Here is a 24,710-nt window from a genome sequence, read left to right on the forward strand (position 1 = left end):
CCATACCCGCGGCGTCCCTGGCCCGTCGGGGACGTGGCAGGCTAGGTGCATGCCTGCCTCCCTCGACTCGCGCGAGGTGTTCGTCGAACGGCAGTGGCCCTCGTTCGGGGCCTGGCTCCTCGCCCCCGGGGGCGGCCTCTTCGCCGGTCTCGCCGTGTTCCCGCTCTCCGACGTCGCCGCCGTGGCCGTGCTCCTCGCCGTCACGCTGACCATCGCGATCGTGCTGGCTCGGACGGCCGAGCGGGTGACCGTGACCGACGGGACCGATCCCGGTCTGCGGGCCGGCCGGGCGTTCCTCGAGGCGTGGCACGTCGGCGAGGTCACCGAGCTCGACCGCGAGGCCAGCCGCCGGGCCCTGGGCCCGGGATCGGACGCGCGGGCCTACCTGGCGCACCGCGGATGGATCAGGACCGCCGTGCGGGTGCGAGTGCTCGACCCCCAGGATCCGACGCCGTACTGGTTGATCTCCACCCGGCGCCCGGCCGAGCTCGCAGCCGCGCTGGTCTCGGTCCGGCCGCCCACCGCCTGAGCCATCTGCCCGAGAACGACTGAACGCCGCCAGCGCATCGCTGGCGGCGTTCGACGTCCGGTGAGCGGCCGGTGGGACCACCGCTCGTGGGGTCGCGCTGCTAGGCGGCGCACTCCGAGCAGACCGGGCCGACCTTGTCGGTCAGCGCGAGCTGGCTGCGGTGGTGCACCAGGAAGCAGCGGGTGCAGGTGAACTCGTCGGCCTGGCGCGGAAGCACCCTGACGGTGAACTCCTCGCCGGACAGGTCGGCACCGGGCAGCTCGAATCCTTCAGCCGCTTCGGTCTCGTCCTCGTCAACGGCTCCCGAGCTCTTCTCGTTGCGACGAGCCTTGAGCTCCTCGATCGAGTCTTCCTTGAGCTCTTCCTCGGTCTTGCGGGGGGCGTCGTAATCGGTCGCCATGTCGGGCGTCACACTCCGTCGGTCGGCTCGACGACGGGGACCGCCGAGCTCTTTCATCTCGTCATTGCTGCTGCGCGCCCTGCTCTCGGCGGGAACGGTCGGAACCGGACCCACCAGGACGGCGCGCTGATTGTGCACCATCGAACGGCGAGGCGCACACGCTCGGCCTGCCGGGACGTACCAGGAGCCGGGCGACCGGCCTGAACCGGGCTGCCAGGTCGGACAACGCCCCGGGTGGGCCGTTTGTTCCCGGGTGCGGCGTGGCCCCGACGGGGGCGCGGGACGGGTCAGTCCGCGATCGTCGCCGAGTCGGCGGCGGCCGCGGCATCGCGCAGGACGTCGACCAGCGGATCGGCCAGACCGGCCTGTGTGAGAACGGTCACAAGCCCGCCGTCGGGGCCGGACAGGTGACGAACGACACCGCCCGCCTCCGTCACGACGAGGACGGCCGCGGCCACGTCCCACGGGTTCAGGCCGAGCTCGTAGTGCGCGTCGAGCTCACCCGTCGCGACGGCGCACGCGTCGAGCGCACCCGCCCCGGCGCGCCGGATGTCCCGCACCTGCGGCAGGACGTCCGCCACGACGTCGCCCTGCCAGGCGCGCGTGGCGGCGGAGTAGGAGAACCCGGTGCCCACGAGCGCCTCGGCGAGCGGGGTCCCGGTCGGCGCCGTGAGCGGTCGGCCGTCCGCCGTCGCCCCCTGACCGAGGCCGGCGGTCCACGTGCGACCCATCGCGGGCGCGTGCACGCACCCGGCGACGGGCTGCCAGGTGGTCATGTCGCGCGGGTCACCGGCGACGACGGCGACGCTGACCGCCCAGTCCGCCCGGCCGTAGAGGTAGTTCACGGTGCCGTCGATCGGGTCGAGCACCCACGTCAGACCGCTCGTCCCTGTCCGCTGCGCCCCCTCCTCGCCGAGGATGCCGTCCTGCGGACGCAGCCGGGTGATCAGGTCGAGCAGCAGCGCCTCGCTCGCGAGGTCGGCCTTCGTGACCACGTCCGTGGCGGAGGACTTGGTGGCGGCGACGTCGACGGCCTCGGCGCGCATCGTCAGCGCCAGCTCGCCCGCCCTCCGCGCGAACCTCTCGCTCGCCTCGCGCAGCTGCGCCACGACCTCCGCGGAGGGAACGGGGTGTGCGGGCTGTCCGTCGTTCTCGCTTCGCGTGACCACGACCTCAACCCTAGGCCAGCACCACTCCGAGCCAAATGCGGCGGATCGCGCCGCACGGGTGGCACGCTGGGCCCGAAGGAGGCGCACATGGTGGAGCTCGAGCTCGACAGCCTGCACGCCGACGGCGAGAACCTGATCCTGCGTGGCCCTGACGGCCAGCGTTATCGGCTCGTCATCGACGAGGCACTACGCACTGCGGTGCGCCGCGACCGACCGCACCTCGAGGCCCTGCGGGCCCGGGAGCTCTCGGCGCTGCGCCCTCGCGACATCCAGTCCCGCATCCGTGCCGGGGCCAGCGTCGAGGAGGTGGCCGCCGAGGGGGGACTCACCCTGGAGTCGGTCCGCCGGTACGAGGGACCCGTCCAGGCCGAGCGGTCGTGGATCGCGCAGCAGACGCGGGCGCTCCCGATCGGTCGCGAGGTGGGGGCGCCGACGCTGGGCGACCTCGTCGTCGACCGCCTGGCCGCGCGCGGTGTGACCTCCGAGGCGGAGTGGGACGCGGTCCGCCGCGCCGGTGAGCCCTGGGAGGTCGCCGTCGCGTTCACCGCGGGTGGCTCCCTGCGCGTCGCGCACTGGCAGGTCGACCTGACCACGCGTTCGCTGGTGGCGCTGGACGACGAGAGCCGGTGGCTGTCGGAGACCGAGCTGACGGGATCGCGCCGGTCCGCGCACGGACGGCCGTTCGACGTCGAGCACGAGGACGACTCCCGGCGCGCCCCCGACGTCGTCATCCTCGACTCGCGCTCGCTGCCCGCGGAGCCGGGCGACGACGGACCCGGCGACCACGCGTCCGGTGCCGCCTCCTCGGCGACCGACTCCCCCGACGTCCCCGACCGGCACGCGGCGTCGCCCTCCGACGAGCAGGACACCGCCGGCGACGAGGACCGTCTCGGCTCCCCCGCGGCGACCGAGGCGCTGCTGGACCGGCTCGACGCCACCCGTGGCCGTCGTGGCTTCGGTCGGCGGCGGCCGGCGCGCGGCGACGAGCCGGACGAGGGCGCTGCCCCGCCGTCGTCGTCCTCAGACGACGCCGATGACGCCGATCCCGCCGGGAGCGCGAGAACCGGCGCCCGTACCGGTGGTGCGTCCGGCACGGCGTCACGCTCGAGCGCGGTCGACGACGCGCTCTTCCCCGTCGCACCCGTGCTCCGGCTGCGGCAGCAGGGGGCTCCGACCGACGAGCCCCACGACGGCGTCACGCACGACGCCGGCGACACCCCCGACGGCGACGCGACCGCCGGAGCCGACGACGACGAGGCGGCGCCCGCACCGTCGAACCGTCCGGCACGGTCCCGCGCCAAGGCCCGACGAACCTCGATCCCGTCGTGGGACGAGATCGTCTTCGGCGCGAAGCAGGACTGAGGCGCGAGGGCCGGGCGGCCACCGCCCGGTCCGACGTCGACGATCAGGCGGTCGCCAGGATCGCGGGGACCGCGAGCTCGTCGTGCGTGAGCGATCCGTGCATGCCGATCAGCGCGATCGACGCTGCGCTCTGCGTGCGCGAGTCGACGATCGCGTGCCGGCCCCGCGCCGCGACCACGAGGTCGCCGATGAGGGCCGCGTTGCGCTCGGGCACGGCGCCGAACAGCCCGCGCTCGACAGCCTCCGCCCGCGTCAGCACCCAGGCCAGCTCCCCCAGCTCCTCGCGCCAGCGCGCCGCCACCACCGCGGCCTCGGCGCCCGGGACCAGGTGCACGTGGCTCGCGCGCGGCTCACCCGCGACGAGCACCACGTCGCGGTGCAGGGCAGGGACGGCGGCGACGTCGGTGTGCCCCGTCACGTCGACCATGCCGTGGTCGGCCGTCACGAGGACGACCGTGCCTCGCGGCAGCCGCCGCAGCAGCCGGGTGAGCTCGTGGTCGAACGCGCCGAGCTCCTCGCCCCACTGGGCCGAGCCCCAGCCGTGGTGGTGGCCCGCCTTGTCGAGGTCGCCCCAGTAGAGGTAGGCCAGCCCCGGCTGGCGCAGCGCCGAGATCGTGGCGTCGACGCGCTGCTCGAGGCTCTCGGCGGCACGGTAGGTCGAGCCGCGCAGACCGGCCGTGGTCAGACCGGAGCCGGCGAAGCGGAGCGGTCCGACGCTCGTCACGGTGTGCCCGGCCGCCACGAGTCGCTCGAACACGGTCGGTTCCGGCTGCCACGTCCGCGGCTCGGGCACCTCGGGCACCGGATCCCGCGACGCACCCGGCTGCGTGGCCCACGAGACGAGGTTGACGAGTCCGGGGGCGGCGTCGGGCGTCCGCGGATCGCGCACCGTGTAGCCGAGCATGCCGGTGGTCCCGGAGGGCAGCCCCGTGCCGAACGAGGCGAGCGAGGCCGCCGTCGTCGAGGGGTAGCCGGCCATCACGGGCGTGCTGCCGGACACGAGCCCGCGCAGCGTGGGCGCGTGCCCCGTGCGCGCGCGCAGGGGCACGTCCCCCAGCCCGTCGACCAGGACGACGCAGACGCGTTCGGGGCGACCGAGGTCGAGGCCGGCGGTCGCACCCGGGACGTCGGTCACGCCGAAGGACCGGGCGACGTCGGTCAGGACCCCGGCGAGCTGTGGCAGCCCGCGCGGGTCGAGAAGATCCGACGGGAAGGGGAACGGGTCGCTCACGTGAGCGACGTCGCGGCGGACAGCGCCCGTGCGAACGCGACGGCCCCGGCCAGCGCGGGTTCGCCCTCGGCCTCGGCGCTGACGCGGATCAGCAGGTCGTCGGGCGTCGAGGCGCCCGTGAGGCCGTGGTCGGCCTCGCAGCTCGGATCGGCGCAGCCGGCCGGCTCCAGGTCGATGCGCTGGACGGCGCCCCAGCCCAGGGAGATCGTGATGTCCCGACGGCGCGACCCGCCCTGGGCGGCCGGATCGCTGAAGCCCTGCGTGATGACGACGGAGCGCAGCTCGCGCAGCGGCACCGCCTCGGTGCTCGCCACGGCCGTGAGCGTGCCGTCCACGACCTGGTCGTCGACGTGCGCCACGAGCAGCCGACGCGGGGTCAGGACGAGCGCGGTCAGGTGCCGGCGGACCTCGGCGTCGTCGAACGTCGTCTCGGGCTGCAGCAGGTGGGCGGCGACCGCCTCCCCCGCGAGCGCGAGGTCGATGACGTCCGTCACGAGCTCCGGGTAGTAGCCGGAGAGGGTGATGTCGTCGAGCAGGTCGGTGTGGGCTGAGGTCTGACGCACCCGACCATCCTTCCACCTCGGGCGGTGTGACCGCTCGGACCCTGTGGGTCAGGCGCGCAGCGCCCGGCGCGCGCCGTCGGGTCGGACGGTCGCGGCCAGCACGATCTCGCCGCGCAGCACGACCGCCCCGGAGGCGGAGACCAGCACGGGCAGGAGGTCGAGGCGGCGCAGCGACGGCGTCGCCTCCACGAGCACCGCGACGCGGGCGAGCAGGACCTCGAGCGCGGCGACGTCCGGCACCTCCCCGCCCTGCGGCGTCAGCAGCCGGGGCGCCGCGCGCAACGAGGTCACGAGCCGGTGCACGTCGCCGGTCCGGAGCGGGGGGACGGCGTAGGTCGCGTCCCCGAGCAGCTCCGAGGCGTCGCCCGAGAGGCCGAACGACAGGACGGGTCCCAGCAGACCGTCCTCCCACGCGCGCACGACGCACGCGACGCCGAGCGGTGCCATGGGCTGGATCTCGACGGCGGCGTCCTCGCTCTGGCGGTTTCGGATCTGGCGCACCGCCTCGACCAGGTCGACGGGGCCGCCGATGTCCAGCCGCACACCGCCGAGATCGGCCCGGTGCCGCAGCCGCGGCAGGCTCGACTTCACCGCGACGGGCCAGCCGAGCTCGCGCGCGGCGACCAGCGCGGCCGGCGCTGACCGGACCTCGCGCGAGGGCAGGACCTCGATGCCGAACGCCCCCAGCAGCCCCGCGGCGTCCTGCGTGCCGAGCGTGACGTCGTCACCGGGGGCGACGCCGTCGAGCGCGCGCTCGACGATCGCCCTGGCCGCGCGCACGTCCAGCCCCTCGGGGCTGACCAGCCCGCCGTGGTCGGTGCGCCGCCAGTCGGCGTAGGTGGCGGCGTGCGTCAGCGCGTCCACGGCCTCCTCCACGCTCTCGTACGCGACGACGACCTCGCCGTGCGGCGACGTGAGCTCCGCGCACGCCCCCTGCAGCCCGAGCACGACGGCCAGCACGGTCCGTCCGGAGTCGGCGAGCGCGGCGAGCGCTGCCATCACGTCGGGGTCGCGCTCGCGCAGCGGGGGCGAGTACAGGACGAGCGCGACGTCCCAGTCCTCGTCGGTCGCGAGCGATCGCGCCGCGTCGACGAGGTCCGGGGGGCGGGGTGCGACCCGCACGTCAGGGTGGGGGTCGAGCCGCTGCACCTGGGCCGCGGCGAGGTCGGCCAGCGAGAACGAGCTCGAGAGGACGGCGATCCGGGAACCGCGCGGCAGGGGCGCGTGCGCCAGGAGCTGCGTCGCGCCGACCATGGCACGCATCGAGTCGGCGACGATCACGCCGGAGGCGAGCATCGTCTCCTCCACGACGTCGCGCCCGAGCACGTCCCCGTCCGGTCCGGCGACGCCGTAGCTCGCCCCGACCACCGCGACCACCGGGATGCGCGAGCTGACGCGGCGCGCGACGCGGGCGAACTTGCGCGGGTTCCCCAGGGACTCCAGGTACATCCCCACGGCGCGCACGTGCGGGTCGTCCGTGACGTACTGGAGCAGGTCGTTGCCGGACACGTCGGCCCGGTGCCCGGCGGTGACGAACGTGTCGACGCCGAGGCCGAGGCGGTCCACCAGCGTCATCAGCTGCTGCGCGGCCGCGGGCGACTGGCAGAACAGCGCGGTCGGCCCCAGGGGTGTCCGTCCCGGCCAGAGCAGGGCGCCGAGCCGCTCCCCCGCCACCTCGGTCATGATCCCGAACGAGCGGGGTCCGACCAGGCGCAGGCCCCGCGACCGGACGGCCGCCAGCAGGGCGCGCTGGCTGGCGGGGCCGTCGTCGTCGAACCGGCCGGACAGGACGACGACGCCGCGCACCCCCAGCGCCGCCAGGTCGGGCAGCCAGGCCACGACCTCGGCGGGCGCTCCGGAGACGAGCGCCAGCTGCGCGCTCGCACCGGCGCCACCCGCGGCCGCGAGGTCGGGGAACCAGGTGGGCGTCGGCCCGGTCGGGTGCGTCGCCCCGGTGCCCGGGTGCTCGAGCGGCGCCCCGACCGTGGTGACCCGCACCGCGGGCGGCACCTGCAGGTGCGCCAGCACGGCCAGCGCCAGCTCGGCCTCCGCCGATCCGGCGACCACCACGACGCCCTCGGGCGCCAGGAGGCTCAGCATCGAGGCGGAGTCGGTGCGCTGCTCGCGCCCGTCGACCACCGCCCGGGACGCCTCGGTCGGGTCGATGCGGAACTCGAGGCTGATGACACCGTCCTCGTAGCGCTGCGCGACCTCGTAGCCGGCGTCGGTGAACACCCGGATCATCCGGGCGTTCCCGGGCAGGACGTCGGCGACGAACGTGCGGATGCCGCGCTCGCGCGCGGCGGCGGCGAGGTGCTCGAGCAGGACCGATCCCAGACCGCGGCCCTGGAGCGTGTCGGAGACGTTGAAGGCGACCTCGGCGCGGTCGGGCGCCACGCGGTCGTAGCGCCCCACGGCGACGATCGAGGTGCCCCCCGTCACCACCAGCGCGACGCGGTCGACGTGGTCGACCGTGACCAGGCGGTCCAGGTCGCGCTCGGGCAGGCGGCGCAGCGGGGCGAAGAACCGGAAGTAGGTGGAGCGCTCGCTCTGGGCGACGTGGAAGGCCTGGAGCGCGGCGGCGTCGTCGGGCCGGATCGGTCTCACCCGCATGGTGGAACCGTCCCGCAGGAGGACGTCCGCCTCCCAGTGCTCCGGGTAGGAGGCGTGGGGGGAGGCCATGTCCGCCACCCTAGCCGCCCGTCCGGCGAGGCACCCGGGACCTGGGGTGCTGGTGCGGGATGATGGAGCCATGGCACGTCCTTCCGCGAACCCCGAGAGCGGCGGAGGTGTCGGCGCCGTCGTCGAGATCGACGTCACGACGGAGATGCAGGACTCCTTCCTGGAGTACGCCTACTCGGTCATCTACGCCCGCGCGCTCCCCGACGCCCGTGACGGGCTCAAGCCGGTGCAGCGCCGCATCCTGTTCCAGATGGACCAGATGGGGCTGCGCCCCGACCGCGGTCACGTGAAGTCGGCCCGCGTGGTCGGCGAGGTGATGGGAAAGCTGCACCCGCACGGCGACTCGCCCATCTACGACGCGATGGTCCGCATGGCGCAGCCGTTCTCGCTGCGCGTGCCGCTCGTGGACGGGCACGGCAACTTCGGCTCGCTCGACGACGGCCCCGCCGCGTCGCGGTACACCGAGGCCCGCCTGGCACCGGCCGCGCTGGTGATGACGGCCGGGATCGACGAGGACGTCGTCGACATGGTGCCGAACTACGACAACCAGTTCCTCCAGCCGGAGGTGCTGCCGGCGGCGATGCCGAACCTGCTGGTCAACGGCGCCTCCGGGATCGCCGTGGGCATGGCCACGAACATGGCCCCGCACAACCTGGTGGAGGTCGTCGCGGCGGCGCGCCACCTCATCGAGCACCCCGAGGCCGACCTCGACACCCTGATGCGCTTCGTGCCGGGGCCCGACCTGCCGGGCGGCGGCAAGATCATCGGCCTCGACGGCGTCCGCGAGGCCTACGCCACCGGCCGCGGCCTGTTCCGCACGCGTGCCACGACGCGGATCGAGAACATCACCGCGCGCAAGAAGGGCATCGTCGTCACCGAGCTGCCCTACCTCGTGGGTCCGGAGAAGGCCAAGCTCAAGATCGCGGACGTGGTCAAGGCGAAGAAGGTGCTCGGGGTCGCCGACGTCGTCGACCTGACCGACCGCGCCCACGGCACCCGCCTGGTCATCGAGGTCAAGACGGGGTTCAACCCCGAGGCGGTGCTCGAGCAGCTGTTCCGCTACACGCCGCTGGAGGACTCCTTCGGCATCAACAACGTCGCGCTCGTGGACGGGCAGCCGCGCACGCTCGGCCTGCGCGAGCTGCTCCAGGTCTACGTCCAGCACCGGTTCACGGTCGTGGAGCGCCGGACCCGGCACCGCCTGGAGAAGCGCCGTGCGCGGCTCCACCTGGTGGAGGGGCTGCTGCTCGCCATCGCGGACATCGACGAGGTCATCGCGGTCATCCGGTCGAGCGACGACGCCGCGACGGCCCGCGAGCGGCTGATGTCGGTGTTCGACCTCACGCAGCTGCAGTCCGACTACATCCTCGAGCTGCAGCTGCGGCGCCTGACGAAGTTCTCCACGCTCGAGCTGAACGGCGAGCGCGCCGCGCTGCTGGAGCAGATCGCCGAGCTGGAGCGGATCCTGCCCGTCGACGGCGACAACGCGGTGCTGCGCGGCGTGGTCTCGGACGAGCTCGCGGAGGTGGCGGCCAAGCACGGCACGCCGCGGCGCACCGTGCTCCTCGCCTCCGGCGGCGGCGCCGTCTCGGCGCAGCCCGCCGCGCGGCGGGCTGCCTCCGCCATCCCCCTCGAGATCGCGGACACGCCCTGCCACGCCATGCTCTCCGTGACCGGGCTGCTCGCGCGCACCACGGGCGAGGCGGTCCTGGTGCGCTCGGGGTCGCGCGCGGCGCACGACGCGCTGCGGTCCGCCGTCGCGACGTCGGCCCGCGCCACGATCGGTGCCGTCACCTCACGCGGGCGGATCGTGGAGCTGTCGGTGCTCGACGTGCCCACGCTGCCGGCGACCGACTCCGCGCCGAGCCTCGCGGGCGGGGTGCCCGTGACCGAGCTGCTCGTGCTCGAGGCGGGTGAGCGCGTGGTCGCGCTGACCGCGCTCGAGGAGACCTCCCCCGTGCTGGCGGTCGCGACCGCGAGCGGCACGGTCAAGCGCGTCGCGCCCGGCGACCGGCCCGTGCGGGGCGAGGCGTGGGAGTGCATCGCGCTGCGCCCGGGCGACGAGGTCGTCGGGGCGGCGCCCGCGGCCGACGACGACGAGCTCGTCCTCGTCACCTCCGCCGCCCAGCTGCTGCGCTTCCCGGCTGCCACGGTCCGGCCGCAGGGCCGCTCGGCCGGCGGCATGGCGGGCATCAAGGTCGACGGCGGCGACGTCGTGATCCACCTCGCGGTGATCGCGCCCGGCCGGGTCGAGGACGCCGTGGTCGTGACGATCGCCGGATCGCGCGACGCGCTGCCGGGGACCGAGACCGGCAGCGCCAAGGTGACGCCGTTCGCGGTCTACCCCCCGAAGGGCCGCGCGACCGCCGGCGTGCGGGCGCAGCGGTTCGTCCGCGGCGAGGACGCGCTCACGCTCGCCTGGGTCGGGTCGCACGCGCCGCGCGCGGTGGCCTCCTCCGGCGCGCCGGTGGACCTGCCGGACCTCGACGACCGTCGCGACGGCTCGGGCCGCGCCCTGGCGATGCCGGTGGCCGGCATCGGCTGACGCGTCGCCGGGCGGCGGTGCGCCGCGGCGCGCTCAGAGCTCGATCGTGTACAGGGCCGATCCGCGCGTCGCGCGGTAGCCGAGGCGCTCGTAGAGGCCGAACGCGGCGGTCGGGTTGTCGGTGTCGACGCCGAGTCCGGCGTACTGCATGCCCGACGCGGCGTAGGCGCGCATGGCGGCGCCGAGCAGCGCCGTCGCGACCCGCCGTCCGCGCCAGTCGCGGCGCACCCCGAGCAGGTCGGTGTACCCCACGGTGTAGCCCAGCGCGTCCCAGTCCTGCTCGTAGCGGCCGGAGATGAGGTAGCCGGCGATCCGGACGCGGTCGGTGGACCGGTCCATCACGATGAAGCTCCACTCCGGGGCGAAGTGCGCGTCCCCCTCGCGCCACGTCTCCGTCGTCTGCGGCTCCGAGCCCCAGTGGTCGGCGAACGCCTCGTTGTGCGCGAGCCGGATCTGCTCGTCGAGCTCCGGCGTCCACGGTTCGACCACGAGCGACCCGTCCAGCGACGTGGGCGCCGGCACGGGCTCGGCCAGGTCGCGCCGCATGTCCGTGTAGTACCGCAGCGGCGAGAACCCGGCACGCGAGAGCAGGTGGGCGTGGTCGGTCATGCCGTCGTCGACGTACGTGGCGATCCGGACCGGCACCTCCTTGCCCGTCTCGGCGAGCATCTGACGGGCGCGGTCGGTCTGCCACTGCAGGATCTGGGTGCCGAGGTGGTCGCGGCGGTGCTCGGGGTGCACTCCCCCGCCCAGGAACGCGCGCACGACGCGTTCGTCACCGGGGAGCACCCGGACGCGGCCGTACGCGACGAGCGAGCCGTCGTCGGCGACGGCGGCGAGCGTGTTGGAGCCGGGGTCGCGGTCCTCGCCGTCGAACAGCGCCTCGTCCAGCTCCGCGGGGGTCGTGCGGTAGGGCGGGTCGTCGACGGACTCGCACGCCGCGACCAGCGCACCGAGCGCGGGGACGTCCTCGCGCTGCAGCGGGCGCCACACGAGTCCGGGGCGGTCCGGCGGCGGCGCGGCGACGATCGGCGGGGACACCCGGTCCAGCAGCGTCCGCGCAGCGGGGTCGGGCGTCGTCATGGTCGCGAGCCTACGCGAGGCTGCCTGACGGGTCTCGGCGCACCCCACCGGGAGAGGCGAACATCACGTCACGCTCAGGCGTCGATCCGGTCGCGGTCGAGCCCCGCTGCGCCGGCGACGATGAAGTCCTTCCGGGGGGCGACCTCGTTGCCCATGAGCAGGTCGAAGACCTCCTCGGCCCGGGCGGCGTCGCGCATCGTGACGCGTCGCAGCGTCCGGTGCCGCGGGTCCATGGTCGTCTCGGCCAGCTGGTCGGCGTCCATCTCCCCCAGGCCCTTGTAGCGCTGGATCGGCTCCTTGTACCGCTTGCCGGCGCGGTTGAGCCGCGTGAGGTGCTTGTGCAGCTCGGCCTCGGTGTAGGTGTAGATCAGGTCGCCGGGCTTGCCGCCCGATCCGTACGTCTCGATGCGGTGCAGCGGCGGAACGGCCGCGTACACGCGGCCCGCGTCGACCAGCGGCCGCATGTACCGGAAGAACAGCGTGAGCAGCAGCGTGCGGATGTGCGCGCCGTCGACGTCGGCGTCGGTCATCAGGACGATGCGGCCGTAGCGGGCGGCCTCGAGGTCGAACGAGCGGCCGGATCCGGCACCGATCACCTGGATGATGGCGGCGCACTCGGCATTGGCCAGCATGTCCGAGAGCGAGGCCTTCTGGACGTTCAGGATCTTGCCCCGGATCGGCAGCAGCGCCTGGAAGTTGGAGTCGCGCGCCGCCTTGGCGGTGCCGAGCGCGCTGTCCCCCTCGACGATGAACAGCTCGGAGCGCTCGACGTCGTCCGACCGGCAGTCCGCGAGCTTCTCCGGCAGCGAGGACGTCTCCAGCGCGTTCTTGCGACGCGAGATCTCCTTCTGCGTGCGGGCCGAGACCCGCGCCCGCATCTCGCCGACCACCTTCTCCAGCAGCAGACCGGCCTGCGCCTTCTCGTTCCGGGCGCTGCTCGTGAGCACCCTTCCGAGCTCGGTCTCCACGACCTTGGCGACGACGGCGCGCACCGGTGCGGTGCCGAGCACCTCCTTGGTCTGGCCCTCGAACTGCGGTTCGGGCAGGCGCACCGTCACGACGGCGGTCAGTCCCGCGACGACGTCGTCCTTCTCGATCCGCTCCTTGCTGCCCTTGCCGGTCAGCTTGAGCCGACGCGCGTTCAGCTCGATCTGCTTGCGCACGACCTTGAGCAGCGACTGCTCGAAACCGGTCAGGTGTGTGCCGCCCTTCGGGGTGGCGATGATGTTGACGAACGAGCGCAGCTCGGTCTCGTAGCCGATCCCCCAGCGCAGGGCGATGTCGACCTCGCACGTGCGCGTGACCTCGACCGGCGACAGGTGCCCCTGGTCGTCGAGCTGCTGGACGGTCTCGAGGAAGTCGCCGGACCCGCGCAGGAGCCAGGTGTCGGTGACCGCGGTGTCCTGCCCGAGGAACTCCACGAAGTCGGCCGTGCCGCCGTCGTGGCGGAACGTCTCCTCCACCGGGCCGTCGGCGCCGGGGGTGCCCGGCAGTCCCCGCTCGTCGCGGATGACCAGGGTGAGTCCGGGCACCAGGAAGGACGTCTGGCGCGCGCGGGTGACGAGCTCGTCGTAGGAGAACGCCGCCGACGTCGGGAAGATCTGGCGGTCGGCCCAGTACCGGATGCGGGTGCCCGTGCGACCGCGCGGCACCTTGCCGACGACGGTCAGCTCGGAGGTCTCGACGAACGGGGTGAACGCGGAGTCGGGGCTCGGGCCGCCCGCGCCGTCGGCGAAGGTGCCGGGTTCGCCCCGGCGGAAGGTCATGCGGTGCGTCTTCCCGCCGCGGTCGACCTCGACGTCGAGCCGGGAGGACAGCGCGTTCACGACGGAGGCGCCGACGCCGTGCAGACCGCCCGAGGAGCCGTAGGACGACCCACCGAACTTGCCACCCGCGTGGAGCTTGGTGAAGACGACCTCGACGCCGGACAGCCCGAGCCTCTCCACGGTGTCCACCGGGATGCCGCGTGCGGTGTCCCTGACCTCGACCGAGGAGTCGGGGTGGAGGACGACGTCGATGCGGTCGCCGTGGCCGCCCAGGGCCTCGTCGACCGCGTTGTCGATGATCTCCCAGACGCAGTGCATGAGGCCGCGCGAGTCGGTCGAGCCGATGTACATGCCGGGTCGCTTGCGGACCGCCTCGAGCCCCTCGAGCACGGAGAGGTGGCGCGCGGTGTAGGAGGACTCGGCGGTCGTGGTCACCCCGTCATCGTAGGTCGGGGCTCCGACACGCGCCGTGAGGCGGGGCCGGGCGTGAGCCACGTCGCACCGCGGCCGACACGGCTACGCGGTGAGCGAACCGTGGGCCGCGGAACGGCCCGGCGGTGGTTGTATGGATGCGTGACTACCACGACAGCCGACCAGCTGACCGCCTCCGACCGGTGCGACCGGTGCGGCGCGCAGGCCTACGTCCGCGTGACGCTCGAGTCCGGCCAGCTCTACTTCTGCGCCCACCACGGCCGGGCGCTCACCCCCGCGATGACCGAGATCGCACTCGAGATCCTCGACGAGTCCGACCGCCTCCACGCGACCAGCTCGCCGGACGCGCGCTGATCGCGGGACAGCCCGAGACGCACTGACGCCGAGAGCCCGGCCGCGCACCGCGCGGCCGGGCTCTCGCACGTCCGGGTCGGGGTGGACCGGATCCGATCGGTCCCGCCCGACCGGTCCCGCCCGATCGGTCCCGCCCGATCAGTCCTGCTGGCCGGCCTCGTGGCCGGCCTCGGCCGCGGCCTGCTCCGCCTTCGCCTGGGCGAGACGGGCCTCCTCGCGCTTGACCTCGGCGAACCCGGCGCGCTCCTCGCGGAGCCACTGCGGGGCGTCCTCCTGCAGCTCGGCGATCTCCGCCGTCGTCAGCGCCTCGGTGATGCCACCTCGCGCGAGACCGGAGATCGACACGCGCAGCCGGGCGGCGACCACGGGGCGGGGGTGCGGACCGTTGGCCCGCAGCTCCTGCAGCCACGCGGGCGGGTCCGCCTGCAGCGCGGCCAGCTCGTCGCGCGTGACGACACCCTCCCGGAAGGACTCCGGCGTCGCCGGGAGGTACACCTCCAGCTTGCGGGCGGCGGTGGTGGGCTTCATGGTCTGCACCTGACGAGTCACCCCGCCACGATAGGCGACGGACCGGGTCCGCGAGCACGCCCCGACTAGGCTGGGCCGGTGAACAGCCCCGACTCCCTGCGGCTCCTCATCGTGCCGGGCGTCAGCCCGGGGCGATGGGTCAGCACGTGGAAGGACCGTTACGCCCAGCCGATCGAGGTCGAGGTGGTCGCGGCGGCGGAGATCGAGGCGCGGTTGGTCGCGGGCGACGGAGACGCCGCATTCGTGCGGCTCCCGCTCGGCGGGCCGGTCGACGGCGGGGGGTCGGGCGCGCTCGCGGTCATCCCGCTGTGGATCGAGCAGTCGGTCGTCGTCGTCGCCCGGGAGAACGAGCTGAGCCTGCTGGCGGAGGTGTCGCCCGCGGACCTCGCGGAGGAGACCATCATCACGGCCGGCGACGACGTCCTGGGATGGGCGGAGTCCCCCGGCGCACCGTTCACGGGACCACGCCCGGCGACCTCGGGTGACGCCGTCGAGCTCGTCGCCGCCGAGGCGGGGGTGCTCGTGCTCCCGGCATCGATCGCCCGGGCCCACACGCGCAAGGACGTCGCGGTGGTCCCGCTGCTCGACGGTCCGACGTCGCAGGTCGGCCTCGCGTGGCGACCGGTCGACGGCGCGCCGACCCCCGCCGTCGACGACCTCATCGGCGTCGTGCGGGGCCGCACAGCCAACTCCTCCCGCGGCCGCACCGACGAGGAGCCCGCAGTCCCGCTGCGACCGACGGAGAAGGCCAAGGCGGCCGCCCGCGCCGCCCGAGCAGCAGCGGCGCGCGGCGCCGGTGCCAAGGGCGCGGCGCGCGGACGCGCCAGCGGCAGGGCAGCGGGGGGCAAGGGCTCCGGGGGCGGCCGGAGCGGCGGCGCCCGACGTCGCGGTGGCCGCTGACCCGCTCCTCCCCCGCTCCCTGCGCACGACGAGACCAGGCACGACGAGACCCCGGCACCGAATCGTCGGTGCCGGGGTCTCTCGTCCGTGCTCGACCCGCTGCGCGGGACGGTCCGACCTCAGTCGAGGTAGTCGCGCAGGACCTGCGAGCGCGAGGGGTGACGCAGCTTCGACATCGTCTTGGACTCGATCTGACGGATCCGCTCGCGCGTCACGCCGTAGACCTTGCCGATCTCGTCCAGGGTCTTCGGCTGGCCGTCGGTGAGGCCGAAACGCATCGAGACGACGCCGGACTCGCGCTCCGACAGCGTGTCCAGGACCGCGTGCAGCTGCTCCTGCAGGAGCGTGAAGCTGACGGCGTCCGCCGGGACGACGGCCTCGGAGTCCTCGATGAGGTCGCCGAACTCGCTGTCGCCGTCCTCGCCGAGCGGAGTGTGCAGCGAGATGGGTTCGCGACCGTACTTCTGGACCTCGACGACCTTCTCGGGCGTCATGTCGAGCTCCTTGGCGAGCTCCTCGGGCGTGGGCTCACGGCCCAGGTCCTGCAGCATCTGGCGCTGGACGCGGGCGAGCTTGTTGATGACCTCGACCATGTGCACCGGGATGCGGATGGTGCGGGCCTGGTCGGCCATCGCGCGCGTGATCGCCTGGCGGATCCACCACGTGGCGTACGTCGAGAACTTGTAGCCCTTGGTGTAGTCGAACTTCTCCACCGCGCGGATCAGACCGAGGTTGCCCTCCTGGATCAGGTCCAGGAACAGCATCCCGCGGCCGGTGTAGCGCTTGGCGAGCGAGACGACGAGACGCAGGTTGGCCTCGAGCAGGTGGTTCTTGGCGCGACGGCCGTCGGCGGCGATCCACTCGAGCTCGCGGCGCGCGCTGAACTCCATCTGGCCACCCTCGCCGAGCTTCTCGTCGGCGAACAGACCGGCCTCGATGCGCTTGGCGAGGTCGACCTCCTGCTCGGCGTTCAGCAGCGCGACCTTGCCGATCTGCTTGAGGTAGTCCTTGACGGGGTCGGCGGTGGCGCCGGCCGTCACGACCTGCTGGGCGGGCGCGTCGTCGTCGTCGGCGTCGGAGTAGACGAAGCCGCGCGTGGACTCCTCGTCCTTCTCTTCGGACTCCTTGGCCTTCTCCGTCTTCTCGCCGTCCGCACCGTCGGCGGTGTCGGTCTCGACGTCCTCGACCTCCACCTCCTCGGACTCGTCCTCGGCGGAGGCAGCCTTGGCGGCCGCGGCCTTGGTGGTCCGGGCGGGCGCGCGCTTCGCCGGGGCGGCCGCCTTCGCGGGCGCCTTGCGCACCGGCGCCTTCCGCGCAGGCTTCGCGGGAGCGGCCGTCTCGTCCGCGCCGTCGACGGGGGCGTCGGCCGCCGGCTTCGCCTTGGCGCGCGAGGTGGCCGAGGTGCGACGGGCGGGCTTCGCCTCGGTGGACTCGTCCTGCTTCGTCGTCGCTGTGGGGGTGCTGACCGACACGTAGAACCTTTCGGCAGAGGGCAGCGCGGGGACGAGGAAGTCCGTCCAGCGCTGGTACATGGTACTCGGCCGAGGAGAGCAGGCAGCGCGCTCAGGGCACGCCGTCGGCAGGCTCTCGTCAACCACTAGTCACAACGCAGCGACCCGGGGAGTTGTTCCCCACCCGGAGGACTTTCTTCGAACGTGCGCCGACCGGCCCACGACACCCACCCGCGACACACCTTCGGGTGCGCGTCGTGCGGCTCGACCCCGGTCGGAACGGCTCAGCTCAGCGCGTCGACCTGCGCCTGGTAGTCCTCGGCGCTGAGCAGGTGGCCGAGGTCGGGCTCATGGACCTGGACCCGGAAGAGCCAGCCGGATCCGAACGGGTCGCTCCCCGCGAGCTCGGGCTCGCCCTCGAGCGACGCGTTGACCTCCGACACGACGCCGCCGAGCGGGGCGAACAGCTCCGAGACCGACTTGTGCGACTCGACCTCGCCGCACACGGCACCGGCGGTCAGCTCGTCCCCGACGGCGGGCAGCGCCACGTAGACGACCTCGCCGAGCTGGTCGGCGGCGTACGTCGTGATGCCGACGGTCGCGAGGTCTCCCTCGATCTGCACCCACTCGTGCTCGCTGGTGTAGGACAGGTCGGCGGGAAGGGTGCTCACGGGGCGAGATCTCCTGGTTCGGGTGGTTCGGGTCGACCTGGGGGACGTGACGCCCGGGACGGATCCGTCCCGGCGCGGTGGTCAGGACTTGACGGCCAGCACGGGGGTGGGGGCGTCGAGCAGGATGCGCTGCGCGTTGGAGCCGAGGATGAGCTTCCCGACCGGGGACCGGCGGCGCAGACCGATGACGATCAGCTCGGCATCGCTGGCCTCGGCGGCGTCGATCAGGTCGTCCGCGACGTCGCGGCCCCGCTCGACCTGCCGGACCTCGTACCCGAGACCCGCGTCGTCGAGGCGGGTGCGCACGCTGTCGAGGTTCGCCTCCAGCACCGCGGTGTCCTCGCCCCGGCGCTGGGACACCAGCACCAGGAGCCGGGAGGAGCGGCGGGTGGCCTCGGTCATCGCCGCGGTCAGGGCGGCCTCGCCCTCCGCGGTCGCCAGGTACCCCACGACGATCGTCACGCGCTGCCTCCTCGGCTGATGTCCGACCCGCTCAGGACCGGTTCCTCTTGGAGGTTAGTGCATCGGTCGTCGCGGGGCAGCGATCTCGTCGCTCAGGCTCCGCCCGAGCGCGCGGCCGCGACCCACGACGGTGCCAACCCCGCGTCCAGCGCCTGCTCCACGAGCAGGGCGAGGCGGTCCTGGTCGTGCAGGTCGAGCGCTTCCTGCGCCATCACCTGGGCCGTGGCCCCGTCGCCGCACCACCAGCTCACCCACGCGAGCACACCCAGCAGGCGGGACCGGGTCCGCCCGCGCGCCAGCCGGACCGCGTCCACCAGCACGGCACGTGCGGATCCGACCCGGTCCCGGTCGGGCGCCGGCGCCCCCGACAGGAACATCGCGTCGAGCGCACCGGCGAGCCCGACCTCGTCGTGCACGGTGCGCGAGGTGAGGACGCCTGCGATCGCGGCATCCCGCACCAGGACGTCACGCAGGCCCTCGGCGAGCCGGCCGAGCGCCGCCGGGTCCGCGACGCCCGCCCCACCCGAGGAGAAGGCCCCCGCTGCCCGCCGCTGCGTGTCGCACAGGATCCCGACGGCGTCGTCCGCCGCGGCCCGCCGCCACCGCTCCTCGCGACCCTCCCGCCGGGCACGAGCCCGCCGGGCACGTTCCGCGCGCGCCCCGGCCTCGAAGGCGGCCAACGGGGCCGGATCGGCCTCCGCACCGGCACGCAGGTCGCGGCGTCGCGCGACGGGCGCCGACCCCGCCACGATCATCGCGGCGTTGATCTGGGTGGTCTCGAGCTCGGACAGGGGGTGGCCGGCCTCGGGGCAGCACCGCGCGTCGTCGCACCGCAGCGCGGCGAACCCGTCGTCGGCCACCACCCAGGCGTCCCGCACGGGCACCGTCGCCGCCCGCTCGACGGCGGCGACCGCCGCCCGCACGACCGTCGACCGCCTCGCCAGCGCGAGCGGACCGCCGACGTAGGCGACGAGGAAGACACCGGACGCGCCGTCAGCCAGGAGGTGGCGCACCAGGCCGTGTGCGACGGCGTCGCCCGCGACGCCCGTGACGTCACCCAGGTCCACCCTGGCGACCAGGCCGATGCGCCCGCGCGGCGGCCGCAGCGAGATCGCGACCAGCGACGACTCCGGTCGGAAGCCCATCGCGTGCGGGACGTAGGAGAGCACCTCGCGCGCCTCGGACACGCGGATCAGGGGCGGCTGCTGCGGAACGGGCTGGGCTGACATCGGTCCTCCTGGGTCGTGCCGGCGGGCCCGGCGCACCCCCATCGCACCGCCGCAGGGCACCCACCGGGCGGGCATCCACGGCCGAACGGGAAACCACGTCGCTCCAGGGCACTGGGGACAGCCCTCACCTAGGCTCGGACCATGACGACCGCACAGTCCCCCGGCACGACCGAGCACCTCACGACCTGGCGGCGGCTCGTGGACGACGCGGTGGTCGCGACGTTCGGACCGACGCGGCACGAGGTGGCCGCCAGCGGGGTCGAGGGCCGAACGGTCGTGGACACCGCCGAGCGGGCCGCCACCGGGGGCAAGCGGCTGCGTGCGTTGCTGTGCCTCGCGGCGGCCGAGGTCTGCGGCTCCGACCGCATCGTCCGTGGCTCCGCCGAGGTGGGCGCCGCCGCGGCGCTGGAGCTCTTCCAGGCCGCGGCGCTGGTGCACGACGACCTCATGGACGCCTCGGACACGCGGCGCGGTGTGCCGTCGACCCACCGCCACCTCGAGGCCACCGCCTATCCCGGCGCGGGCGACCGCACCGCGAGGGAGCGGTTCGGTTCGTCGGGTGCGCTCCTGGTGGGCGACCTCCTGCTCACGATGAGTGCCACGACGCTGCACGCCGCCGTGCTGCCCCTGGACCGCGACGTCGCGGTCCCGGCGCTGCGCACCTACTCGGCGATGGCGAGCGAGGTCGCCGTCGGGCAGTACCTCGACCTGCTCGCCTCGCACGCCCCGTGGACCGACGACGGCACGGACCTCGAGCGGGCGGAACGAGTCATCCACGCGAAGTCGGCGCGCTACTCCGTCGAGCTGCCGCTCCACCTCGGCGGCGTGCTCGGTGGCGCGAGCGAGGAGCAGCTGGCGTGGTTGGGCAGGATAGGTCGCGACGTCGGCACGGCGTTCCAGCTGCGCGACGACCTGCTCGGCGTGTTCGGCGACCCCGCGGTCACGGGCAAGCCGGCGGGCGACGACCTGCGCGAGGGCAAGCGCACGATCCTCGTCGCGCTCGCCTACCGCGCCGCCGACGAGTCCGAGCGCGCGCGGCTGCGCGACGGGCTGGGGCGCCCCGACCTGTCGCCGGAGGAGATCGACGGCATCCGGGCCGTCCTGGAGTCCACCGGGGCGCTGGCGGAGGTCGAGTCGCGGATCGACACCCTCGTCACGGCGACCGACGCGGTCCTCGCATCCCCGCCGCTGGGCACCGGGGACACCACCGTGCTGCGGGCGCTGCTGGAGTCGGCGGTGCGCCGCACCGCCTGAGGCGGTCCCGGCGCATCGGCGAGTGCCGAGGTCGGGCCGGAGTCCCCGAGGCTAGAAGGCGAGCCCCTGCGCCGCGCGACGCACGGTGGCGACGCGCCCGCCACGAAGCGCCTCGATCGGGGTCGACCCGAGGGACTCCTCGTGGGTGTACAGCCACCGGAGGGTCTCCACGTCGTCGTAGCCCGAGTCCGCGAGCTGCGTCAGGCTGCCGCGCAGTGCCGGGAGCACGTGCTCCTGCCCCGGGTGGTCGGGGTCGGCGACGATGAAGTCCTCCGGCACCGCGAGGGCCTTGTTGGCGCCGACGCGGAAGGCGAGCAGCCTGCCGTCACGCACCAGCGACCGCACCTGGCGGTCGGCGATGCCGAGCCTGCTGGCGACGTCCGGCAGAAACACCCATGCGGGGACGAGCCCCTCCCACTCCTGATCCACCCCGCGAGCCTAACGGTCCCGGCGCGCGGATCCGACGCCGATCCGCGCCCCCCACGCGCGCGCCGCTCCCCTGCGACGAGCCACCACCCCGGTAACCTTCGGGAGATGAGCGCCGTGACCTCCGACCCGCTCGTCGGCCGCACGGTCGACGGGCGCTACGACGTCCTCCGGCGCATCGCGCGCGGCGGGATGGCGACCGTGTACCTCGCCAGCGACCGACGCCTCGACCGGCACGTCGCCCTCAAGGTGATGCACCCGCACCTGGCCGACGGCGCCGACGTCGTGGCCCGGTTCCGGCGCGAGGCGCGCGCCGCGGCGAGGCTCGCCCATCCCGGGATCGTGGCCGTCCTGGACCAGGGCGTCGACGGCGAGACCAACTACCTGACGATGGAGTTCGTCGCGGGTCACACGCTGCGCACCGAGATCGCCGGGCACGGCTCGCTGCGGCTCGGCCGCGCGCTGGAGATCACCTCGTCCGTGCTCGATGCGCTCGCCGCGGCGCACCGCGCCGGGCTCGTCCACCGCGACGTCAAGCCCGAGAACGTCCTGCTGGCCGTCGACGGGCGCATCAAGGTGGCCGACTTCGGCCTCGCCCGCGCGGTCAGCGAAGCCACGGTCGCGAGCACCGGGACGCTCCTGGGCACCGTCGCCTACCTCTCCCCCGAGATCGTCAGCTCGGGCGAGGCGAACGCGTCGGCCGACGTCTACGCGGTCGGCGTGGTGCTCTACGAGATGCTCACCGGACGTCCGCCCTTCACGGGCACGACGCCGATCCAGGTCGCCTACCGGCACGTGCACGAGGACGTGCCCGCGCCGTCGGACGCCGTCGCGTGGCTGCCCATGGAGGTCGACGACCTGGTCGCGGCGCTGACGGCGCGCGACACGGCCGACCGCCCGAAGGACGCCGCGGCGGCCCTCGTCCTGGTCCGCCGCACGCTGGCGGGCCTCGACTCGCGGGCGCAGGCGCTGCGCGCCAACGTCCCCGGTCGACCCGAGCTGCTCGTCCCGGTCGAGGCTCTCGAGCACGAGCTGGCCGACCTCGACGCCGGCGATCGCGACGAGGACGGACGCCGCGTCTCCGGCGCGGGCGACCACGACGCCACCACCGCGCTCGATCGCGGACCCGGCACGGGGACGATCGCGCTCCCGATCGGCGCCGTCGGCCGGCCGGGGGCAGCCACGGGACGCATCGACGACGCCGAGCCGTCCGCGGGCGCCAAGCCCACCACGCCCCCACGGCGGCGGCGCGGCCTGGCCTGGTTCCTCGGCATCCTGCTCGTGCTCCTCGCGATCGGAGCCGCCGGAGCCTGGTACCTCCTGCTCGGTCCCGGCAGCCCCGTGACGGTCCCCGCGCTGACCGGCGAGCGGTCTGCCGTCGCCGAGACGGCGCTGACCGACCTCGACCTCGAGGTCACGTCGACCGAGCGGTTCGACGACGTCGCCCCAGCCGGGACCGTCCTCGAGGTCGACCCGCGCGAGGGCACCGTGCTGGACCGCGGCGAGAGCGTCGCGCTCGTGATCTCGCAGGGCATCGAGACCCACGCGGTACCGACTCTCGTCGGGCTCTCGCAGGAGGAGGCGGAGGCAGCGCTGGCCAGGGCTGGTCTGTCGCCGGCCGAGGAGGTCACCACGCAGGAGGACCGCGACGCGCCCGAGGGCCAGGTGCTCGCGAGCGTCCCCGAGGTCGGTGCGGTCGTCCCGCACAACGAGCCGGTGGCCCTGACGGTCTCATCGGGGCCGAGCGTCGTGCGGATCCCCGACAACTACGTCGGCAAGGAGTTCGAGATCGTGCAGGCCGACCTCGCCCGCACCCTCGACATCGATCCGAACGCGATCACCCTGTCCGAGGCGTACTCCGACGACGTCGCGGAGGGGCTCGTGCTGTCCGTGACACCGGCGCCGGGCAGCGACGCGCGCCAGGGGGCGCCGGCCGCGATCGAGGTCTCGCTCGGACCCGAGCTGTTCGAGGTGCCGAACGTCCAGGGCACGCAGATCGGCGAGGCGACCGAGATCCTCGAGGCCCAGGGCTTCGTGGTGGAGGAGAACAACTTCCTCGGCGGCCTCTTCGGGACCGTGCGTCAGCAGGACGTCGCCGCGGGCGAGATGCGCCCCCGCGGAACGGTGATCACGCTCACGATCGTCTGACGACGACCGCCCCTCAGGGGAGCGTCAGGCGTTCGCGCGCTCCCGCAGCATCTCGGCCACGAGGAACGCCATCTCGAGCGACTGCGCGTGGTTGAGCCGCGGGTCGACGAGCGTCTCGTAGCGGGCCTCGAGACCGATGTCGTCGATGTCCTCCGACCCGCCGAGGACCTCGGTGACGTCGTCGCCCGTGAGCTCGACGTGCACACCGCCGGGAATCGTGCCGAGCGCGGCGTGGACCTCGAAGAATCCGCGGACCTCGTCGATCACGTCGGAGAACCGGCGCGTCTTGTAGCCGTTGGACGCCGTGATCGTGTTGCCGTGCATGGGGTCGCAGACCCACAGCACGGGACGGCCGTCGGCGGTGACCTTCTCGACGATCGAGGGCAGCGCGTCGCGGATCTTCCCCGCGCCCATCCGCGTGATGAACGTCAGGCGCCCGGGGACACCCTCGGGGTTGAGCTTGTCCATCAGCGCGATGGCGTCCTCACCGGTCGTCGTCGGACCGAGCTTGACCCCGATCGGGTTCTGCACGCGCGAGAAGAACTCCACGTGCGCGCCGTCGATCTTGCGGGTGCGCTCGCCGATCCACAGGAAGTGCGCCGAGCAGTCGTACGGCAGTCCGGTGCGCGAGTCGATGCGCGTCAGGGGTCGCTCGTAGTCCAGCAGCAGACCCTCGTGACCGGAGTAGAACTCCACGGTCTTCAGCGCGTCGAAGTCGGCGCCCGCGGCCGCCATGAACTTGATCGCACGGTCGATCTCGGCGGCGAGACCCTCGTAGGTGCGGTAGGCGGGCGTGACCGTGAAGCCGCGGTTCCACTCGTGCACGCGCCGCAGGTCCGCGAAGCCACCCATCGTGAAGGCGCGCGTCAGGTTCAGCGTGGACGCCGACGTCGTGTACGCCTTCATGAGGCGCTGCGGATCGGGGATGCGGGACTCCGGCGTGAACGCGTGACCGTTGACGATGTCACCGCGGTAGGCGGGCAGCGTCACCCCCTCGCGCGTCTCGGAGTCGCTGCTGCGCGGCTTGGCGTACTGCCCCGCGATGCGGCCCATCTTCACGATCGGCATGCTCGCGCCGTAGGTCAGCACGATCGACATCTGCAGGATCGTCTTGATCTTGTTGCGGATGCGGTCGGCGTCCGCCTCGGCGAACGACTCGGCGCAGTCACCACCCTGCAGCAAGAAGGCCTCGCCACGCTGCGCGCGCGCGAGCTTCTCGCGCATGTTGTCCGCCTCGCCGGCGAAGACCAGGGGCGGGCTGACGGCGAGCTGGGACTTCACGGCCTCGAGCGCGTCGCGGTCCGGCCAGGTCGGCTGCTGCTCGGCGGCCAGGGCCCGCCACGAATCGAGATCCGTGTCGAGCTCGGGAGGAACGGCGGATTCTGCACTCACACTCACGACGGTCGAGTCTAGGCGTCCGACCGGGGTGCGGTGTCCGGGCACCAGCGGCTGAGACGCGGGAGGCGAGACGCCGACGGCGGGGGTCACGCGGTGCGTGGCCCCCGCCGTCGGCGGGCTGCTCGTG

Annotated in this window: 21 protein-coding genes; 7 read left to right on the forward strand and 14 right to left on the reverse strand. The window is 73.9% G+C overall.

All coding sequences use genetic code 11. The features are described 5' to 3' along the window. Window positions 1–49: 49 nt before the first annotated feature. Window positions 50–529 (forward strand): DUF3093 domain-containing protein, encoded by a 480-nt coding sequence (locus SERN_RS12145; RefSeq protein WP_135850353.1) that lies wholly within the window; start codon window positions 50–52, stop codon window positions 527–529. 100 nt (window positions 530–629) lie between these two features. On the opposite strand, the gene SERN_RS12150 is transcribed toward SERN_RS12145, so the two are convergent. Next, window positions 630–929 (reverse strand): DUF4193 domain-containing protein, encoded by a 300-nt coding sequence (locus SERN_RS12150; RefSeq protein ID WP_109230702.1) that lies wholly within the window; start codon window positions 927–929, stop codon window positions 630–632. 287 nt (window positions 930–1,216) lie between these two features. Beyond that, window positions 1,217–2,098 (reverse strand): inositol monophosphatase family protein, encoded by an 882-nt coding sequence (locus SERN_RS12155; protein WP_233251656.1) that lies wholly within the window; start codon window positions 2,096–2,098, stop codon window positions 1,217–1,219. An 87-nt stretch (window positions 2,099–2,185) separates the two neighbouring features. Between SERN_RS12155 and sepH the strand changes: the two genes are divergently transcribed. Continuing rightward, entirely contained in the window at window positions 2,186–3,460 is a 1,275-nt protein-coding gene (gene sepH, locus SERN_RS12160; RefSeq protein ID WP_135850354.1) for a septation protein SepH, read from the forward strand. A 43-nt stretch (window positions 3,461–3,503) separates the two neighbouring features. On the opposite strand, the gene SERN_RS12165 is transcribed toward sepH, so the two are convergent. From SERN_RS12165 to SERN_RS12175, 3 genes are read right to left on the reverse strand one after another with little or no spacing between them, the layout of a single operon-like run. Further along, window positions 3,504–4,691, reverse strand: coding sequence for an alkaline phosphatase family protein (locus SERN_RS12165; protein WP_135850355.1), 1,188 nt, complete (start codon window positions 4,689–4,691; stop codon window positions 3,504–3,506). After that, window positions 4,688–5,254, reverse strand: a complete 567-nt coding sequence (locus SERN_RS12170) for a DUF5998 family protein (protein WP_135850356.1) — start codon at window positions 5,252–5,254, stop codon at window positions 4,688–4,690. Before SERN_RS12170 ends, SERN_RS12165 begins: the two co-directional genes overlap by 4 nt. A gap of 48 nt (window positions 5,255–5,302) precedes the next feature. Continuing rightward, window positions 5,303–7,936 carry a GNAT family N-acetyltransferase gene (locus tag SERN_RS12175; RefSeq protein ID WP_158292649.1) on the reverse strand — a complete coding sequence of 878 codons (2,634 nt, stop codon included), beginning with the start codon at window positions 7,934–7,936 and terminating at the stop codon, window positions 5,303–5,305. 70 nt (window positions 7,937–8,006) lie between these two features. Here SERN_RS12175 and SERN_RS12180 point away from each other — a divergent pair, with 70 nt between their 5' ends. After that, window positions 8,007–10,481 (forward strand): DNA gyrase/topoisomerase IV subunit A, encoded by a 2,475-nt coding sequence (locus SERN_RS12180; RefSeq protein WP_135850358.1) that lies wholly within the window; start codon window positions 8,007–8,009, stop codon window positions 10,479–10,481. Between the two features lie 33 nt (window positions 10,482–10,514). Here SERN_RS12180 and SERN_RS12185 read toward each other — a convergent pair whose 3' ends face one another. Then, window positions 10,515–11,564 (reverse strand): GNAT family N-acetyltransferase, encoded by a 1,050-nt coding sequence (locus tag SERN_RS12185; protein WP_135850359.1) that lies wholly within the window; start codon window positions 11,562–11,564, stop codon window positions 10,515–10,517. Window positions 11,565–11,638: 74 nt separating this feature from the next. Next, window positions 11,639–13,765: a DNA gyrase/topoisomerase IV subunit B gene (locus tag SERN_RS12190; RefSeq protein WP_135850360.1), complete on the reverse strand. Its 2,127-nt coding sequence runs from the start codon at window positions 13,763–13,765 to the stop codon at window positions 11,639–11,641. A gap of 138 nt (window positions 13,766–13,903) precedes the next feature. Between SERN_RS12190 and SERN_RS12195 the strand changes: the two genes are divergently transcribed. Further along, the gene (locus SERN_RS12195; RefSeq protein WP_135850361.1) at window positions 13,904–14,116 is read left to right on the forward strand and encodes a DUF7455 domain-containing protein; all 213 of its coding nucleotides are present in this window, start codon (window positions 13,904–13,906) and stop codon (window positions 14,114–14,116) included. 138 nt (window positions 14,117–14,254) lie between these two features. Here the strand turns inward: SERN_RS12195 and SERN_RS12200 are convergent, their stop codons facing one another. Next, the gene (locus tag SERN_RS12200) at window positions 14,255–14,644 is read right to left on the reverse strand and encodes a DUF5997 family protein (protein ID WP_135850561.1); all 390 of its coding nucleotides are present in this window, start codon (window positions 14,642–14,644) and stop codon (window positions 14,255–14,257) included. A gap of 78 nt (window positions 14,645–14,722) precedes the next feature. Here SERN_RS12200 and SERN_RS12205 point away from each other — a divergent pair, with 78 nt between their 5' ends. Further along, window positions 14,723–15,544 carry a LysR family transcriptional regulator substrate-binding protein gene (locus tag SERN_RS12205; RefSeq protein WP_135850362.1) on the forward strand — a complete coding sequence of 274 codons (822 nt, stop codon included), beginning with the start codon at window positions 14,723–14,725 and terminating at the stop codon, window positions 15,542–15,544. A 119-nt stretch (window positions 15,545–15,663) separates the two neighbouring features. Here the strand turns inward: SERN_RS12205 and SERN_RS12210 are convergent, their stop codons facing one another. The 4 genes from SERN_RS12210 to SERN_RS12225 form a co-directional block, all read right to left on the reverse strand. Next, window positions 15,664–17,076, reverse strand: coding sequence for an RNA polymerase sigma factor (locus SERN_RS12210; RefSeq protein WP_233251657.1), 1,413 nt, complete (start codon window positions 17,074–17,076; stop codon window positions 15,664–15,666). 203 nt (window positions 17,077–17,279) lie between these two features. Further along, window positions 17,280–17,666, reverse strand: coding sequence for a glycine cleavage system protein GcvH (gene gcvH, locus SERN_RS12215; RefSeq protein ID WP_135850363.1), 387 nt, complete (start codon window positions 17,664–17,666; stop codon window positions 17,280–17,282). A gap of 81 nt (window positions 17,667–17,747) precedes the next feature. Next, window positions 17,748–18,128, reverse strand: a complete 381-nt coding sequence (locus SERN_RS12220; protein WP_135850364.1) for a universal stress protein — start codon at window positions 18,126–18,128, stop codon at window positions 17,748–17,750. A gap of 92 nt (window positions 18,129–18,220) precedes the next feature. Next, window positions 18,221–19,357 (reverse strand): DUF4192 domain-containing protein, encoded by a 1,137-nt coding sequence (locus SERN_RS12225; RefSeq protein ID WP_158292650.1) that lies wholly within the window; start codon window positions 19,355–19,357, stop codon window positions 18,221–18,223. Window positions 19,358–19,498: 141 nt separating this feature from the next. Between SERN_RS12225 and SERN_RS12230 the strand changes: the two genes are divergently transcribed. Further along, on the forward strand, window positions 19,499–20,611 hold the full coding sequence (locus tag SERN_RS12230) for a polyprenyl synthetase family protein (protein ID WP_135850366.1): 1,113 nt from the start codon (window positions 19,499–19,501) through the stop codon (window positions 20,609–20,611). Between the two features lie 51 nt (window positions 20,612–20,662). On the opposite strand, the gene SERN_RS12235 is transcribed toward SERN_RS12230, so the two are convergent. Next, window positions 20,663–21,040, reverse strand: coding sequence for an Rv2175c family DNA-binding protein (locus SERN_RS12235; RefSeq protein WP_135850367.1), 378 nt, complete (start codon window positions 21,038–21,040; stop codon window positions 20,663–20,665). Window positions 21,041–21,145: 105 nt separating this feature from the next. On the opposite strand from SERN_RS12235, the gene pknB reads away from it, so the two are divergent. Next, complete coding sequence (pknB, locus tag SERN_RS12240) at window positions 21,146–23,185, forward strand: Stk1 family PASTA domain-containing Ser/Thr kinase (RefSeq protein ID WP_135850368.1); 2,040 nt, start codon at window positions 21,146–21,148, stop codon at window positions 23,183–23,185. 24 nt (window positions 23,186–23,209) lie between these two features. On the opposite strand, the gene SERN_RS12245 is transcribed toward pknB, so the two are convergent. Then, window positions 23,210–24,577 (reverse strand): class II 3-deoxy-7-phosphoheptulonate synthase, encoded by a 1,368-nt coding sequence (locus SERN_RS12245; RefSeq protein ID WP_135850369.1) that lies wholly within the window; start codon window positions 24,575–24,577, stop codon window positions 23,210–23,212. Between the last annotated feature and the right edge of the window lie 133 nt (window positions 24,578–24,710).

It is taken from the genome of Serinibacter arcticus, assembly GCF_004786095.1.
In the GTDB taxonomy this organism is placed as follows: Bacteria; Actinomycetota; Actinomycetes; order Actinomycetales; family Beutenbergiaceae; genus Litorihabitans; species Litorihabitans arcticus.